The following is a 13,846-nucleotide window of genomic DNA, read 5'->3' as shown; positions in this document are numbered from 1 at the left end:
GATCAGGCCCCGGTGCCGCCGCCGCCCGGGACCAGCGACGCGGCGGAGATGATCTCGTCGATGAGGCCGTACCCCTTGGCCTCCTCCGCGGTGAACCAGCGGTCGCGGTCGCCGTCGCGGATGATCGCCTCCACGGTCTGGCCGGAGTGGTGGGCGGTGATCTCTGCCATGCGCTGCTTCGTGCGCAGCAGGTACTCGGCCTGGATCTTGATGTCCGAGGCGGTGCCACCGATGCCGGCGGAACCCTGGTGCATCAGGATGTCGGTGTTCGGGAGCGCGAAGCGCTTGCCCTGGGCGCCGCCGGTGAGCAGGAACTGGCCCATGGAGGCCGCCATGCCCATGCCGATGGTGACGACGTCGTTCGGGATGTACTGCATGGTGTCGTAGACCGCCATGCCCGCCGTCACCGAGCCGCCGGGGCTGTTGATGTACAGGTAGATGTCCTTATCCGGCTCCGCGGCCAGGAGGAGGAGCTGCGCCGTGATCTTGTTGGCGATGTCGTCGTCGACCTGCTGGCCGAGGAAGATGATGCGCTCGCCGAGCAGCCGGTTGTAGACATGGTCGCCGAGGCCGCCACCGATGGACGGCTCACCCGCGGCGTAAGGCTTCAGATTCGTCACGTATCCACCTGCTCGTCTCCGACGGCCACATGCCGTCTCAGCGTCTCGTTCTGGGGCGCGGACCGATCGGGGCGGCGGTGGCCGCCTGCTTCCGGGTACTCCCGTGCCCTCGTATTCATGGACCCTAACGCGCAGGTCGGACAACGCCATCCCGCTTCCCGAACTGTTCGCTCGGAGCGCAAGGTCCGCGGGCCCTTCGGGGACCGGGCGCAGGCCCTGTGGACGGCGCCGTGCACGGAGTGTGCGAAGGGCCCGTACACGGCTGCGTACGGGCCCTTCGGGGTGCTGCTCAGCGGGCGCCGCGCGGGGCGGCGCCCAGGGTGTTACTTGGCCTCGTCGGCCTGCGCCTCGGCGGCGTCGGCGTCACCGTCGACGACGGCCTCGACGGTCTCGGCGGCGGCCTCGACCTCGTCGTCCTCGTCGGAGAGGTCGACGACCTCACCGTTGGTGTCGACGACCTTGGCGGCCTCGACGACGACCGCGAGGGCCTTGCCGCGGGCGACCTCGCCGACGAGCATCGGCACCTGGCCACCCTCGACGACGGCCTGGGCGAACTGGTCGGGGGACATGCCGGAAGAAGCGGCACGGCGCATGAGGTGCTCGGTGAGCTCCTCCTGGTCGACGCCCAGCTTCTCCTTGTTGACCAGCGCGTCGAGGACGAACTGGGTCTTGATGCCCTTGATCGCCTGCTCGGAGGTCTCGGCGTCGAACTCCTCGACCGTCTTGCCCTGGAACTCCAGGTACTTCTCGATGGTCAGACCCATCTGGCCGAGCTGGTGGTGCTCCAGGTTGTGCTTGCGGGTCTGGACCTCGTCCGCGAGGAGCTTCTCGGGGATCGGCACCTCGACGAGCTCCAGCAGCTTCTCCAGGACGCGCTCCTGGGCCTGCGTGGCCTGGTCGTACTGCTTCATGTTCTCGAGGCGCTTGCGACTGTCCGCCTTGAGGTCCTCGAGGGTGTCGAACTCGCTCGCCATCTGCGCGAACTCGTCGTCCAGCTCCGGGAGCTCCTTGGCGGAGACCTTGGTGACCTTGACGGTGACCTCGGCGTCCTTGCCCTCGGCGGAGCCGCCCTTCAGCTGGGAGGTGAAGGTGGCCTCGCCACCGGCCTCCAGGCCCTTGACGGCGTCGTCGATGCCCTCGAGGAGCTCGCCCGAGCCGATGGTGTAGGAGACGTCGGAGGCGACGCCGTCCGGCAGCACCTCGCCGTCGACCTTGGCCTCGAGGTCGATGGTGACGACGTCGCCGTCCTCGGCCGCGCGCTCGACGTCCTTGGTGGACGCGAAGCGGCCGCGCAGCTGCTCGACCGACTTCTCGATGTCCTCGTCGGAAACCTCGACCGCGTCGACCTCGACCTCGATGCCGGAGTAGTCCGGGATCTCGATCTCGGGGCGGACGTCGACCTCGGCGGTGAAGGCCAGCAGCTCGCCGTCCTTCAGCTCCGTGATGTCGACCTCAGGCTGGCCCAGCGGGTTCAGGTCGGCCTCGTTGACGGCCTCGGTGTAGAACTTCGGGAGGGCGTCGTTGACGGCCTCCTCCAGCACCGCACCGCGACCGAAGCGCTGGTCGATGACCCGGGCGGGGATCTTGCCCTTGCGGAAGCCCTTCACCGTGACCTGCTGGTTGATCTTCTTGTACGCCGCGTCGAGGCTGTCCTTGAGCTCCTCGAAGGGCACCTCAACAGTGAGCCGAACCCGAGTCGGGTTCAGGGTCTCCACGGCGCTCTTCACGGTTCGGTCTCCTTGTGGCTGACTGCTTGGGGTTCTGCGTCCGCGCTGCGATTCAGCGGTTCGGCGGATTCGGCCCGGTACATCAGACACACGGGCACGCAGCTTGCATAGTAACCGCAAGCGGCAATCAGCCCACAACGCGATCTTGTGATGGCGATGCCGGTGGTCGGGGTGGCCGGATTCGAACCGACGACCTTCCGCTCCCAAAGCGGACGCGCTACCAAGCTGCGCCACACCCCGTCGGTGCGACACGTAGGGTACATGCCCGGAGACCCTCCGATGCGCGGGGTTTTGAGCGAACGTTTCCGGACGCCGCACCGCGGGCGCGTAATGCGGTGTGCACTCCCCCGGCCCGACCCGCTAGGATGCTGTCCGTGCCGCGGTCCCCCGGACCTGCGGCGCACGTGTTGCGGGCGTAGCTCAATGGTAGAGCCCTAGTCTTCCAAACTAGCTACGCGGGTTCGATTCCCGTCGCCCGCTCTGAAGCACGAAGGGCCAGGTCAGAGGAAGTTTCCTCCGCCTGGCCCTTCGTCGTTCCCGGACCCCCGATCAGCTCGGCGTGCCCCCTGCGTGCCCCTTGCGCTGTGGATCTTCTTTCGTGCCCTTGGCGGCCTTGCGGCCCTTCTTCACGAGCCCGCTCAGCGCGTCGGCGATCAACCGGTCCCGGTCGGCGCTGGCGTGCTGATAGATCAGCGCGGCGCGGGCGGTGCTGTGGCCCATGCGCGTCATCAACTCCCGCGTGCTGGCCCCCGTTGACGCGGCGAGCGTGTTGCCTGTGTGCCGAAGATCATGGAAGTGCAGCCCCTTGATCCCCGCCTCACGGCAGGCCTTCTGCCACAGCCGGCTGAAATGATTCCGGCGCGGCGTCGCCCCCTTGGCCCCGATGAAGACGCGCCCGTCGACGCCGGCCTCGGCGTACAGCTTCAGGTGCTCGCGAATATCCGGAAGGATCACGCCGGGGATGGAGACGGTCCTCTTACCTGCGGCACTCTTCGGCGCCTTGATCTCCCGCTGCCCGTTGCCCAGCTCGGCGACGGCCCGCCGCACGCGCACGGTGCCGTGCTCCACATCGATGTCCCGCCGATGCAGCCCGATCAACTCGCCCCAGCGCAGTCCGAGGAATCCCGCCATGAGCACGAGGGCCCGAAAGCGCGGCTGAACCGCATCGGCCAGGTCGTAGACCTCCTTGACCGTGGCGGTCGGCCGCTCAGGAGTGTGGACGCTGCTGGCTCCCTTGACCTGACAGGGGTTCCGCCGGATCAGCTCGTCGGACACGGCAGTCCCCAGGATGGCCCGGAGCAGGGCGTAGGCCTTGGCCACGGTGGTGGGGCCGGTGCCGGCGGCCAGCTTGTCGGCACGCCAGCTCCGTACGAGCGGCGGCGAGATCTCCGCCAGGTTGACGGCGCCGAGGACCGGCTCCAGGTGGTGCTTGAGGAGCGAGCCGTAGAGCTGCCGCGTGGTGCTGGTCAGCTCGCGCTCTTTGATCCACGCGACGGCGTACGGCCCGAAGGCAACCTTCCCGGCGGCCGGATCCTGCCAGTCGCCACGGCGCATCTCGGTCTGCTTGTCGGCGAGCCAGTCGTCAGCGTCCCTTTTCGTACGGAACGTCTCGGGTGCGGGACGGAGCTGTCCGTCCGGGCCGAGGTACCGAGCCTGGTACCGGCCGGAAGGCAGCTTGCGGACCCGTCCGAACTGGCGGCGCTTTCCGGCCATCAGGCAGCCACCAGCCCACGTCGACGCGGCTCGAAGGTATTGGCGGCGATGAACGCGTACACGGCGCTCTCGGGTATCCGGACGTGCCGCCCGACCTTCACATAGGTGATCCGCCGCTCCTCGACCAGCCTGCGAGGAAACCTCACGGTGGTCCCGAGGAGCTCGGCGACCTGGACGACGGACAGGTACCGCTCATTCATGCTGCTCCCCCTTCAGAGCATCGCGGGCGGTCTCCCGGTTGAGCTGGATGTCGCGGGCGATGGTGGCGGCCAGGACCGACTCCCCCGGGCTGTGTCCGTGGCCGGCGTACTGCCATGAGGCGAGGACAAGCACGCTGTCCGGCTCGAAGTCGTCCAGGCCGCGCGCCTCTCGTTCCTGGGCGGCGCGGTAATCGGCGCGGGTCTGGCGTAAGGCCCCGAGGGTGGTCGAGTAGGCGCGCGACTTCGTGGAGAAGTGGCCGCGGAAGCCGAGCATGTGCGACCAGGCGGCGAGGCGCCGGTCCGGGTAGAGCGGGTCAAGGTCGAGGCAGGCCCCGATCAGGCGTGCGGTGTGGTCCGGCACGTCGAGGAGGACCAGGGCTTCTCGATTCCCGACGCGCCTATCGAGCGTCCCGGTGTTCTCGGCAGCCTTGGTCGCGTACTTGGCGACGTACGAGGCCACAGCCTGCTCGGTGATGTCGGAGCCGTCCCCGAACGCCTTGATCGGCCGAACGTCGAGCTGCGTACCCCAACGGAAGGTCCGGGCGGGCTGGTCTCCTGCCGCCGGCACGCTGACAGATGTGTACGAGTGAGCGGCGGCAGCATGGATCGAGGCAGTCAGAAGTTCCGTCGTGGCCCAGGCAGGCGGCGGACTGTCCGGCCCGGCGGGACCGTCGATCCGTACGACGGCGTGGAAGTGGATCGCCCCGCGCTTCTGGAACTCGGCGACCTTCCCGTACGAGAGCCGGGCCACCTCCTTGAGCTCCCGTTGGGTCAGCCCGGCGTACGCGGCGATCTCGCGTCGCAGTCGGGTGGTGAACCGCTGCCAGAGCTGTCCGGCGTGGTTGTTGAAGAGGACAGCGCCCGCGTGGTCGTACGTGCCCGGGTCGAGCGCGGTACCGAGCTCGGCGGCGTCTTCCTCATGGCGCTTGCCGCAGCGGCAGGCACGGCGGGCCGGTTGTGGACCGGGCCGAAGGACGGGGCGGTGAGGGTGGCGAAGACCCGGGGGTGTTCGCGGACGGTGGCGGGGATGTCCCGGCGTTCGTCGCCCGCGAGACCGGCCCGGATCAGGTGGTACGTGTCTCCGGCGTACGTCCAGGCACAAGCGGGACAGCGGGAGGCACGGCGGTTGCCGCAGGCGATCCGCAGTCGGCCGCCGGGCTCGTTCTGAGTGGAGTAGCGGTGCAAGGTCTCGCCGGGGCGGCTTGGCGGCCGCATGCCAGTCGCGTGCCAGATAGGGGGGCAACAAGCAGTCAACGGCGGGTCCCGCAAGGAGCCCTACGGGTCTCGCCGACACCCGTTTCCCCTGGCTGGAGCGGCACAAGAGGCTCGAAGATCGGTGATTCCCAAGCTCGTAGCGCCACGGCCTTGCCTGCCGCTAGGGTCCGCAGCATGACCAACGGCGGCGCGGCCTGCCCAGAGTGCAGCCAGACCATGAACTTCGGTGGCTTCGTGCTGTCCAAGCGGGCAGGTGACGGCCAGCGGGTCTGCCGGTCGTTGTGGAAGTGCGCCGGGCGGCATGTGTGGTGGCGCTGGGCCGATCGGCCAGACGAAGCGCTGGAGGCCTGCCCGGTACCGGAGCTATTCCGCTGACGTTCCGCGGGAGTTGAGGCACACGTGCCCTCCGCGTGTCCGATAGGACGGCAACCGGCGGGGAACCGCAGTCACGTCCGGTGCGTGGACCGAGCGCGCAAGCAGCAAGTTGGGCAGGCTCGCGGCCTATGCGTGGACTGAAGGATTCCAAGGGCACGTCCCCTCTCGCTGACCGGCAGATACCGGTGGGATGCACAGGGCCTCCGGAGCCGTGTGCGTCATATGAGAGCGGCCCCAGATTGAGTCTGGGGCCGCTTCGTTGGCTCCTGCGAGTTCTGCTAGCTGAGGTGCGCTGGGAGTCCTTCGGGGTGGTCTGGGTGGAGGAGGCGGTCGCCGCGGCTAGTAGCTACGCGGAGCGTGTCTCGGAGGGCTTCGGTCAGATCTGTTGCCAGGAGGCGGAGTTCCTGTGGGTCTGAGTCCGCGTCGGCGAGGACTTCGCGAGCGTGATCCAAGAGCTCGACCCCCAGTTCGAGCTGTATGTCTTCGGCATGGTCGGCAAGGCGGGACAGGTAGCCGGCGGTGTCGTCGGTGCTCAGGTAGCAGGGCTTGTCGTCGGGGCCCGTCCAGGGGAGGAGGCGCAGACCGTTGCTCGGCGTCATTCCGTTGGGGTCCCCTCGTCGGGCATGAGGCGGGTGGTGAAGAGGGCGTCCGCTCTGTCGCCGGGGAGGACTATGAGGGCCGCCTCGACCACGCGGCCGGCAGTGTCGATCGCCACGCGGGTGAGTGAGAGGACCGGCAGGGACGTGCTGATCCGGAGGGTCGTTGACTCTTCTTGGGTTGGGAGGCGGGCACTGAGTCGCTCTTGGATTTCGGACAGCGGTGGGCGGAGGTCTGCCATGCGCGCTCGCATCTGCTCGGGCGAGGGACAGTCGGCTGGCGCCAGGTCTCGGGGGACGTAGATGCGGGCCAGGCTGTGAGGCGCCTTCCCGTCGTGGGTCACGTAGAGGAGCTCGGTCAGCGGGCTGAGGGGCGGGACGTTCAGGAGGGCGGGCAGGTCGCCGTGCGCTTCGAGGTTCGTGGTGCGGACAGTTGCTCGGAGGGATGGGATTGGTGATGTGCCGACGCCTCCGACGTACGTGAATCTGCGGAGGGGACGGCGGACGTAGTTGCCGCTGCCGTGGATCTTCTCCACCAGGCCTTCGCCTTGGAGCAGTGCGAGGGCACTGCGCAGGGTTGGTGTGCTGACCGTGTAGCGGGTGGCGAGTTGGGCCTCGGAGGGGAGGCGTTCGCCGGCTTTGAAGTGGCCCGATGAGATCTGGTGGCGGAGGTCGTCGGCGATGGCGTGACGACGGGAAGGCATGGACCGGCTCACCACTTCCTCATCATTCGGAGGGCAATGAGTCGGCTCCTCGCGTGCATCGTCAGCGCCTCTCCCGTCTCGAAGAACAGCCGCTTTGCTCCGGCCGGGAGTTGGACGAGGTCGGATACGCGGCACGGTTGGCCGCCGATCTGGATGACGTCGCCGCGCTGGACGCTGTCTGAGGTGATCTCGATGTTCGTGGCGAGCGCGCCGCTGGGGGCCCTCACTCTTTCGCCTGCCGCGGTTCCGACGGTTCGTTCGGAGTGTGGCAGGAGCAGGCGCAGGCCTCGTAGATCACGGGGACGCCGACGGGCGACGTGGAAGGGGACGACTGGGCGCATTCGGAGTGGATGCCGATCGCGCACGCGCTCGAGTGGTAGCTCAGCCTCGCGTGCGTGGCATAGGAGAGTGCGGGGAGGTGCGGCCCACTGGCGTAGGCGTTGATGGGGCCCGTACGGTTGTGCACGCTGATCAGCTCCTATCGCTGACGGCCAGGTCCCCGGACATCGCCCGTCGCGGGGACCGCTTTGTTTACGGCGGCCCAGAGGGTGCGGCCGGTCAAGCTGCTGGCAACGAGCCCGAATCGGTCGGCCTGCGCCACCACTTCCAAGACCTCCCGCCACACTTCGGCGGGCAGCGCCCTTGCTTCTGAAGCGGGCACACAGGCCTCCGTCGCCGAATGATCATGTTGAGTGAAGCTAGTTAACTAGATTAGAGCTAGTGGACTAGATTTTCCACATGCCTGAGCAGCCGCCTTATCTCCGCATCGCCGACGTCCTGCGGCAGCGGATCGCGGAGCACGTGTGGACGGCCGGAGATCGGCTGCCGTCACGTGCCCAGATCGCAGAGGAGTGCGGTGTCGGCGAGAACGTGGTCCGCCGGGCACAGGAGCTCCTGATCTCCCAGGGCGTGCTGGAGGGGCGTGCGGGGTCCGGGACGTACGTGGCCGAGCCTCGGCAGCGTGTGCGGGTGGTCCGGTCCTCGGCGAGGGAGCAGCCGGACGGCTCACCGTTCCGATCGGACATGCGGGCGCTGGGCAAGCAAGGGAACTGGGAAAGCCGGACCGAGGCGAAGGTGCCGGCTCCGGCCGAGATCGCGGCGCGGCTTGGTATCGCCGAGGGTGACCTGTGCGTGCGTACGGTCTACGAGTTCCTTGGTGATGGTCGGCCGGTGCAGTTGTCGACGAGTTGGGAGCCGTACGAGCTGATCGGCGGGACGCTCGTCGTACTGCCGGAGGGCGGGCCGCATGCAGGGGTCGGCGTCGTGAACCGGATGGCCGCGATCGGGATCACCGTCAGCCACGCCGTCGAGCAGCCGGAGCCGCGGCAGGCGACTGCCGAGGAGGCATCGCTCCTCGGGATCCAGAAGGCCGCTCTGGTCACGCACATCCGGCGGACGTACTACAGCGACCAGGGGCAGCCCGTGGAGACAGCTGACATCGTCATCCCCGCCGCGCTGTGCGAGATCGTCTACGAGATCCCTGTCGGTCGCTAGAGCGGTCGGCGGAGGAGGGGCGGGGTACCGCCGTGGACGCGGAGCGAGAGGCTCGCATAGCCGAGGTAGCGGCGAGAGCGCGGCCCGTGTGGGCGGAGAACCACGACGGCGAGGCTCTACAGGAATTCCTGAAGGAGATCGGCTGTGGCGGCGTCGACGCGGTCATGGTGACCAGGCAGGTGGTCGGATGCAGCCTCGGCGAGGCTCAGGAGATCTTCCTCACCGCGCGCTGCCGGGCCGCAGAGCTCGCCTTCCACAATGCGTTCATGGAGGCCCTTGAGCGCTCTCAGGGCGACGCCTGACCCGCCGATCACCGTTGATCCGCCGTTCAGCGGTCAGTTTTCACCCGTCGCCGAGACACGCAGCATTTCGGCAGAGAGATCGTCCGCCGAGACCGAACGTTCCTGGGCGTGCCGAAGATCAGTTCGCGTTGGATCCTCTGAAGGTTCCTCGAGCCCGAACAGTCCGCGTAGTCCGATCAGGCAGGTTTGTCGGACTATTCGAGGGACAAGTCGATCGCACCCGACGCTGCGCTGCCCGGCCGGGGCACCACATGTCCGATCACGGGGTGCTCGCGCCGCGCTGAGAGAACGACGTTAGGGCGTACCTCTTTCCCGCATATGCGTACTGAAAGGCCAGGAGAAGCCAGATGCTCATCGAAGTAAGCAGGTTCCTACGGCGCCGCTGGCTGCCACAGGCGACAGTTGCGGTAGCGGCAGGGGCAGCCGGCCTGGCCGGAGTGGTACCAGCCGCGGCTGCCCAGGTGACCACGGTGAGCTGCAGCGCCAACCCCAACGCCCTGCAGCCCGCCATTACCGCCGCTTCGCCCGGCGACACCCTGCTGGTGAGAGGGACCTGTACCGGCCCCTTCACCATCGACAAGGACCTGACCCTGAGGGGCGTCGGTGGGGCGGTGCTCGACGGTAACCAGGCAGGCTCCACCGTCACGGTCGGCAGCGGAGCCCGGGTTCTCCTGGACCACGTGATCCTCACCCATGGCAGCGCTGCGTCCTCCGGCGGCGGCGTCGACAACGAGGGCACGTTGACGGTGAGCCACTCCACGGTGAGAGACAACACGGCGCCCTCAGGCGCGGGTGGAGGCATCCACAACCTGGGCACGCTGACGGTGGTCAGCTCCACGGTGAGGGACAACTACTCAATCGGCGCCGGCGGCGGAATCAACAACAACGGGTCCCTCACGGTGCGTGACTCCAGTGTGTTCGGCAATTCCGGAGACAATGGCGGAGGCATCTTCAATTACCTCGCCGGCCAAACAGTCACGCTGATCCGCTCGTCGGTGCACCACAACACCGCGAGAGTGAGTGACGGCGGCGGCATCCTCAACTACATGGGCGAGATGACGGTCTCCGGCTCCACGGTGTACAGCAACACTGCCCCCTTCGGCGGCGGCATCTGGAACCAAGGAACACTGACGGTGACCCGCTCCACGGTGCAACGCAATACCGCGACGGGCGGCCCCGGCAGTGGCGGCGGCATCTACAAGGCCGGCGGCTCCTTGACCCTCGACCGGTCCGTGGTTCGTAACAACACCCCGGACAACTGCGCTCCGCCCGGAAGTGTCCTGGGCTGCACAGGCTGAACACCGCCGTGCAGCCCTGGAGGCACCGCCACCCACCCGCTCCGCCGACCTTCGGACCCTGTCCACGGGGCACGCATCCGGGGTGAACGCGCCTACGGATCAGATGCTGCCCGTGCCCTAGCCGACGTGCCCCCCGCGTGCCTGGTGGGATGGCTCCGCATGGGGAGTCTCGGGGAACTGCGGGGAGGCCGGTGGGAACGTGCAGGTCAGTGGGGTGGCTGCTAGGGCAGGAGGTGCGTACGCGATCTTCCAAACTAGCTATGCGGGTTCGATTCCCGTCGCCCGCTCTGAACGACGAAGGGCCAGGTCAGAGGATGTTTCCTCTGCCTGGCCCTCTTTCGTTGCGGGTCTCAGTGGTTGACCATCGCGCAGGTGACCGTGGTCTTGCCGTCGGCCGTCTTGACGACGTACTTGCCGCCGCTCAGACCGCCGAGGTCGAACCTTCCCGACTTGTCGATGGGGACCGAGCCCGAGGTCGAGCCGGAGTAGGTCACCGTCGTGGCGGCGGGGAATCCCGTACCCCACACGTGGTACTTGCCCGCCGAATCCACCTCGACGTTGCACTTCGCGGCCGCGGGGGCCGCGGCGTGTGCGGCAACGGCGGGGCCCAGTGCGAGGGCGGGGGCAACCAACAGTGTGAGTGCTGCAAGACGACGTGTCCGGTTCATCATTCAACCTGCCTTGGACGCTGGGGGTGCGGCCGGTGAGGCGTGACGGCTCCGATACCCGCGGCAGCGGCCGCGCGGGGCGCCGAGGAGGAAGATTCGCTCCGTTACGCCGTATTAATGCCGCTTCAAGCCTATCGTCCGGCGTGCCGCACGGCATCTCGCGGATGGTCTTGACGGCGGTGTGGGGAGGTTGTGTACTCCCCGCATGTCGGGGGTGGCGGCGCAGGGGTACGTCGAGACGCGGCTGTGTCAGTACCAGGCGTGGTACGACCGCAAGGCCGTACGGAGCAAGGCCGTGCACGTGCGGATGCGGACCCTGTCGGTCGTCGCCGGGGCGCTCGTGCCCGTGCTGGTCAATCTCGACGTGCCGTTCTCCCGGGTCGCCGCCACCGTGCTCAGCCTGCTCGTGGTCGTCTCCGTGTCACTCGAGAGCGTGTACCACCACCGGGAGCAGTGGAAGAACTACCGGTCGACCGAGCAGCTGCTGGGGCACGAGCGGATCTACTTCGAGACCGGGGTCGGTCCGTACGCCGGGCTGTCCGAGGCCGATGCGTTCACGGTGCTCGTGTCCCGGGTGGAGAGGGCGATCGCCAACGAGAATTCGGCCACCCTCAACGTCATGACGCTGAGCGGCCAGGTGAACGCGGACCTGGAGTACCGGCGGGCGGCCGGCACTCCCTGAGATTCCCCTAGAGCTTGATGCCCGCGATGGTGTCGGCGAGGGAGTTGAGGAAACGGTTGACGTCCGGGGCGATCGAGCTGGACGCCAGGAAGAAGCCGAAGAGGACCGCGACGATCGCGGGGCCGGCCTTGATGTGGTTCCCGCGGACGAGCACCACCAGGATGACCGCCAACAGAACCACCACTGACAGCGAAATGGCCACTACTGATCACACCTTCGGTCGTCCCCTGGTCGGCCTGGGGCGCACGGCCGCGCGCGCCCCCACATGGACCATCCTCCCACCAACGGGCCCCGGCTATCCGCCCCGTGGCGAATCGGCGTCAGCGCTTTCCCGCCAACCGCCCGTGCGCCGGACATATTTCGGGCACGGGGCCGGGGTCATGGCGCGGTGAGGCCGAGAAGCGAGCGGACATATGCGTACTTCGCGGACAGCCGTTCCCGGGTGGGGCCGTCCAGTACGGAGAGCCGTACGGGGTCCGCGTTGTGCGCCAGGTCGGCCTCCTTCACCAGGAGGGCGCCCGGGGTGGCGAGGATCCGGGCCGCATACTCCTCCACCGGCTCGCCGGGTCGCTTGGTGACCGCCAGGACCATGTCCTTCACCGGCTGGGGCAGAGAGGCGGAATCGAGCCACTCCCGGCTGAGCGCGTCGTCCTCGACGGCGTCGTGCAGCCAGGCCGCCGCCTGCTGCTCCGCACTGCCGCCGCGGGTGCGGACTCCCTCCGCGACCGCCGCGAGGTGCTCGGCGTACGGCCGGCCGGCCTTGTCGGTCTGGCCCTCGTGCGCGGAGCGCGCCAGGGCCTCGACCTCGAGCAGGGTCAGTGGTTGCTGCTGCCGTTGCGTCATACCGTCCCCTTCTCCGCCGTACGCAGGGCCTGTGCGGCCCGGCGTACATCCGCTTGCGTGGTGCGCCAGTTGGAGAACGCTGCGCGCAGGGCAGGTGTTCCCGCGTAGACGGTGGGGGTGACGAAGACCTCCTCCTGCACCGCCTCCCGGAGGGCCGTCAGGCGGGCCGGGGTGGGGTCCTCGGCGAGGGTGAAGCAGACGACGTTCAGGCGGACCGGGGCGAGGAGGCGGAAGGCCGGGTCCTGCTCGAGTGCGGCGCCGAGGGCCCGGGCGCAGGCGATGTCCCGCTCGACGATCTCGCGGTGGCCTTCGCGGCCGTACGCGCGGAGGGTGAACCAGGCGGCGAGGGCGCGCAGCCGGTGCGAGTTCTCGGGGGTGAGGTGGACGAGGTCGGGGCGCTCGCCCAGGGGGCCGAGGTAGGCGGCGGCGTTCTGGAAGACGCGGGCCTGGAGGTCTTGGCGGCGGGTGAACTGGACGGCGCTGTCGTAGGGGACGTTCAGCCACTTGTGCAGGTCGATGCAGAGGGAGTCGGAGGCGTCGAGGCCGGCGGCGAGGTGGGCGTGCTCCGGGGAGAGGGCGGCGAAGGCGCCGAAGGCGGCGTCGGTGTGGAGCCAGAACGCGTGGCGTTCGCGGAGGGCGGCGATGGCGCGGAGGTCGTCGAAGTCCACGGTGTTGACGGTGCCGGCGTTGGCGACGACGACGGCCGGGCCGGGGGTGTCGGCGAGGGCCCGGTCGAGGGCGGCGGGGTCGACGGCCTCGCGGCCGGGGAGGGTGGGGACGGCGACGAGGGAGCTGCGGCCGAGGCCGAGGACGGAGAGGGCCTTGGCGATGGAGGAGTGCGGGGCTCCGGACAGGACGCGGACGGGGCCGAGGGCTGCCGCGCCGTCCTCGGAGGGGGAGACGCCGAGGCGTTCGCCGAGCCACTCGCGGGCGATGGCGAGGCCGGTGGTGTTGGACAGGGTGGCGCCGCTGACGAAGGTGCCGGTGTGGGCGGCGGTGAGGCCGAAGAGCGCGCGGAGCCAGGTGATCGTTTCGCGTTCGAGGTCCTGGCCGGCGCCGTCCAGGGCGGAGTTGGAGTTCTGGTCGTGGACGGCGGTCAGCCAGTCCCCGGCGAGGGCGGCGGGGGTGGCGCCGCCGGTGACGAAGCCGAGGTAGCGGGGGCCGGCGGAGGCGGAGAGGCGGGGTGCCCAGCGCTCCGCGAAGGCGGTGAGGGCCGATTCCGTGCCGGCCGCGTGCTCCGGCAGGGGCTCGGGGTCCCGCGGGGGCCCGGCGGGCGGTACGACGGGACGGGCGTCCAGGGCTCCGAGGGCGTCGGCGGCGGTACGGCGGGTGGCCTCCAGGAGGTCGGGGAGGCGGGCGAGGTCGGCGGCCAGCATGCGGTTCATGGGGGCACGGTAGGGATCCGCCGG

General features: G+C 68.9%; 16 protein-coding genes, 2 tRNA genes and 1 pseudogene. 6 read left to right on the top strand and 13 right to left on the bottom strand.

Going from position 1 to position 13,846, the window contains the following annotated elements; all coding sequences use genetic code 11:
* Window positions 1-2: 2 nt before the first annotated feature.
* The 3 genes from OG299_RS25805 to OG299_RS25795 form a co-directional block, all read right to left on the bottom strand.
* Window positions 3-620 (bottom strand): ATP-dependent Clp protease proteolytic subunit, encoded by a 618-nt coding sequence (locus tag OG299_RS25805; protein ID WP_266629264.1) that lies wholly within the window; start codon window positions 618-620, stop codon window positions 3-5.
* A 323-nt stretch (window positions 621-943) separates the two neighbouring features.
* Window positions 944-2,347, bottom strand: a complete 1,404-nt coding sequence (tig, locus tag OG299_RS25800; protein ID WP_266629262.1) for a trigger factor — start codon at window positions 2,345-2,347, stop codon at window positions 944-946.
* A gap of 163 nt (window positions 2,348-2,510) precedes the next feature.
* Window positions 2,511-2,587: transfer RNA gene (locus tag OG299_RS25795), tRNA-Pro, on the bottom strand.
* A 169-nt stretch (window positions 2,588-2,756) separates the two neighbouring features.
* On the opposite strand from OG299_RS25795, the gene OG299_RS25790 reads away from it, so the two are divergent.
* A tRNA-Gly gene (locus OG299_RS25790) sits at window positions 2,757-2,827 on the top strand.
* Between the two features lie 69 nt (window positions 2,828-2,896).
* Here OG299_RS25790 and OG299_RS25785 read toward each other — a convergent pair.
* From OG299_RS25785 to repSA, 3 genes and pseudogenes are all read right to left on the bottom strand, one after another.
* Complete coding sequence (locus OG299_RS25785) at window positions 2,897-3,901, bottom strand: tyrosine-type recombinase/integrase (protein WP_327362772.1); 1,005 nt, start codon at window positions 3,899-3,901, stop codon at window positions 2,897-2,899.
* Between the two features lie 158 nt (window positions 3,902-4,059).
* Entirely contained in the window at window positions 4,060-4,260 is a 201-nt protein-coding gene (locus OG299_RS25780; protein ID WP_327362771.1) for an excisionase family DNA-binding protein, read from the bottom strand.
* Window positions 4,253-5,475 (bottom strand): annotated as a pseudogene (repSA, locus tag OG299_RS25775) (replication initiator protein RepSA). Before repSA ends, OG299_RS25780 begins: the two are co-directional and overlap by 8 nt.
* A 174-nt stretch (window positions 5,476-5,649) precedes the next feature.
* On the opposite strand from repSA, the gene OG299_RS25770 reads away from it, so the two are divergent.
* A complete protein-coding gene (locus tag OG299_RS25770; RefSeq protein WP_327362770.1) occupies window positions 5,650-5,850 on the top strand; it encodes a dehydrogenase in 201 nt (66 codons plus the stop codon).
* A gap of 278 nt (window positions 5,851-6,128) precedes the next feature.
* Here the strand turns inward: OG299_RS25770 and OG299_RS25765 are convergent, their stop codons facing one another.
* The 3 genes from OG299_RS25765 to OG299_RS25755 are packed head-to-tail and all read right to left on the bottom strand — an operon-like array spanning window position 6,129 to window position 7,377.
* Window positions 6,129-6,449 (bottom strand): hypothetical protein, encoded by a 321-nt coding sequence (locus OG299_RS25765; protein ID WP_327362769.1) that lies wholly within the window; start codon window positions 6,447-6,449, stop codon window positions 6,129-6,131.
* On the bottom strand, window positions 6,446-7,150 hold the full coding sequence (locus OG299_RS25760) for a GntR family transcriptional regulator (protein WP_327362768.1): 705 nt from the start codon (window positions 7,148-7,150) through the stop codon (window positions 6,446-6,448). The genes OG299_RS25765 and OG299_RS25760 overlap by 4 nt, the downstream gene beginning before the upstream one ends.
* Before the next feature lie 8 nt (window positions 7,151-7,158).
* Window positions 7,159-7,377: a hypothetical protein gene (locus OG299_RS25755; RefSeq protein ID WP_327362767.1), complete on the bottom strand. Its 219-nt coding sequence runs from the start codon at window positions 7,375-7,377 to the stop codon at window positions 7,159-7,161.
* A gap of 511 nt (window positions 7,378-7,888) precedes the next feature.
* Between OG299_RS25755 and OG299_RS25750 the strand changes: the two genes are divergently transcribed.
* The 3 genes from OG299_RS25750 (at window position 7,889) to OG299_RS25740 (ending at window position 10,244) form a co-directional block, all read left to right on the top strand.
* Entirely contained in the window at window positions 7,889-8,644 is a 756-nt protein-coding gene (locus OG299_RS25750) for a GntR family transcriptional regulator (RefSeq protein ID WP_327362766.1), read from the top strand.
* A 32-nt stretch (window positions 8,645-8,676) separates the two neighbouring features.
* Window positions 8,677-8,946: a hypothetical protein gene (locus tag OG299_RS25745; RefSeq protein WP_327362765.1), complete on the top strand. Its 270-nt coding sequence runs from the start codon at window positions 8,677-8,679 to the stop codon at window positions 8,944-8,946.
* Between the two features lie 347 nt (window positions 8,947-9,293).
* A complete protein-coding gene (locus OG299_RS25740) occupies window positions 9,294-10,244 on the top strand; it encodes a right-handed parallel beta-helix repeat-containing protein (protein WP_266629258.1) in 951 nt (316 codons plus the stop codon).
* Between the two features lie 350 nt (window positions 10,245-10,594).
* Here OG299_RS25740 and OG299_RS25735 read toward each other — a convergent pair whose 3' ends face one another.
* The gene (locus OG299_RS25735; RefSeq protein ID WP_327362764.1) at window positions 10,595-10,876 is read right to left on the bottom strand and encodes a hypothetical protein; all 282 of its coding nucleotides are present in this window, start codon (window positions 10,874-10,876) and stop codon (window positions 10,595-10,597) included.
* 241 nt (window positions 10,877-11,117) lie between these two features.
* On the opposite strand from OG299_RS25735, the gene OG299_RS25730 reads away from it, so the two are divergent.
* Complete coding sequence (locus OG299_RS25730) at window positions 11,118-11,594, top strand: DUF4231 domain-containing protein (RefSeq protein WP_327362763.1); 477 nt, start codon at window positions 11,118-11,120, stop codon at window positions 11,592-11,594.
* A gap of 7 nt (window positions 11,595-11,601) precedes the next feature.
* On the opposite strand, the gene OG299_RS25725 is transcribed toward OG299_RS25730, so the two are convergent.
* From OG299_RS25725 to OG299_RS25715, 3 genes are all read right to left on the bottom strand, one after another.
* Window positions 11,602-11,796 (bottom strand): hypothetical protein, encoded by a 195-nt coding sequence (locus tag OG299_RS25725; RefSeq protein WP_030297273.1) that lies wholly within the window; start codon window positions 11,794-11,796, stop codon window positions 11,602-11,604.
* 176 nt (window positions 11,797-11,972) lie between these two features.
* Window positions 11,973-12,437, bottom strand: a complete 465-nt coding sequence (locus OG299_RS25720; protein WP_133898045.1) for an HD domain-containing protein — start codon at window positions 12,435-12,437, stop codon at window positions 11,973-11,975.
* A complete protein-coding gene (locus OG299_RS25715; RefSeq protein WP_327362762.1) occupies window positions 12,434-13,822 on the bottom strand; it encodes a pyridoxal phosphate-dependent decarboxylase family protein in 1,389 nt (462 codons plus the stop codon). Before OG299_RS25715 ends, OG299_RS25720 begins: the two co-directional genes overlap by 4 nt.
* Between the last annotated feature and the right edge of the window lie 24 nt (window positions 13,823-13,846).

Origin of the sequence: Streptomyces sp. NBC_01296, from assembly GCF_035984415.1 — a bacterium.
Taxonomy (GTDB): domain Bacteria; phylum Actinomycetota; class Actinomycetes; order Streptomycetales; family Streptomycetaceae; genus Streptomyces.
This window is presented reverse-complemented; position numbering and strand designations above follow the sequence as displayed.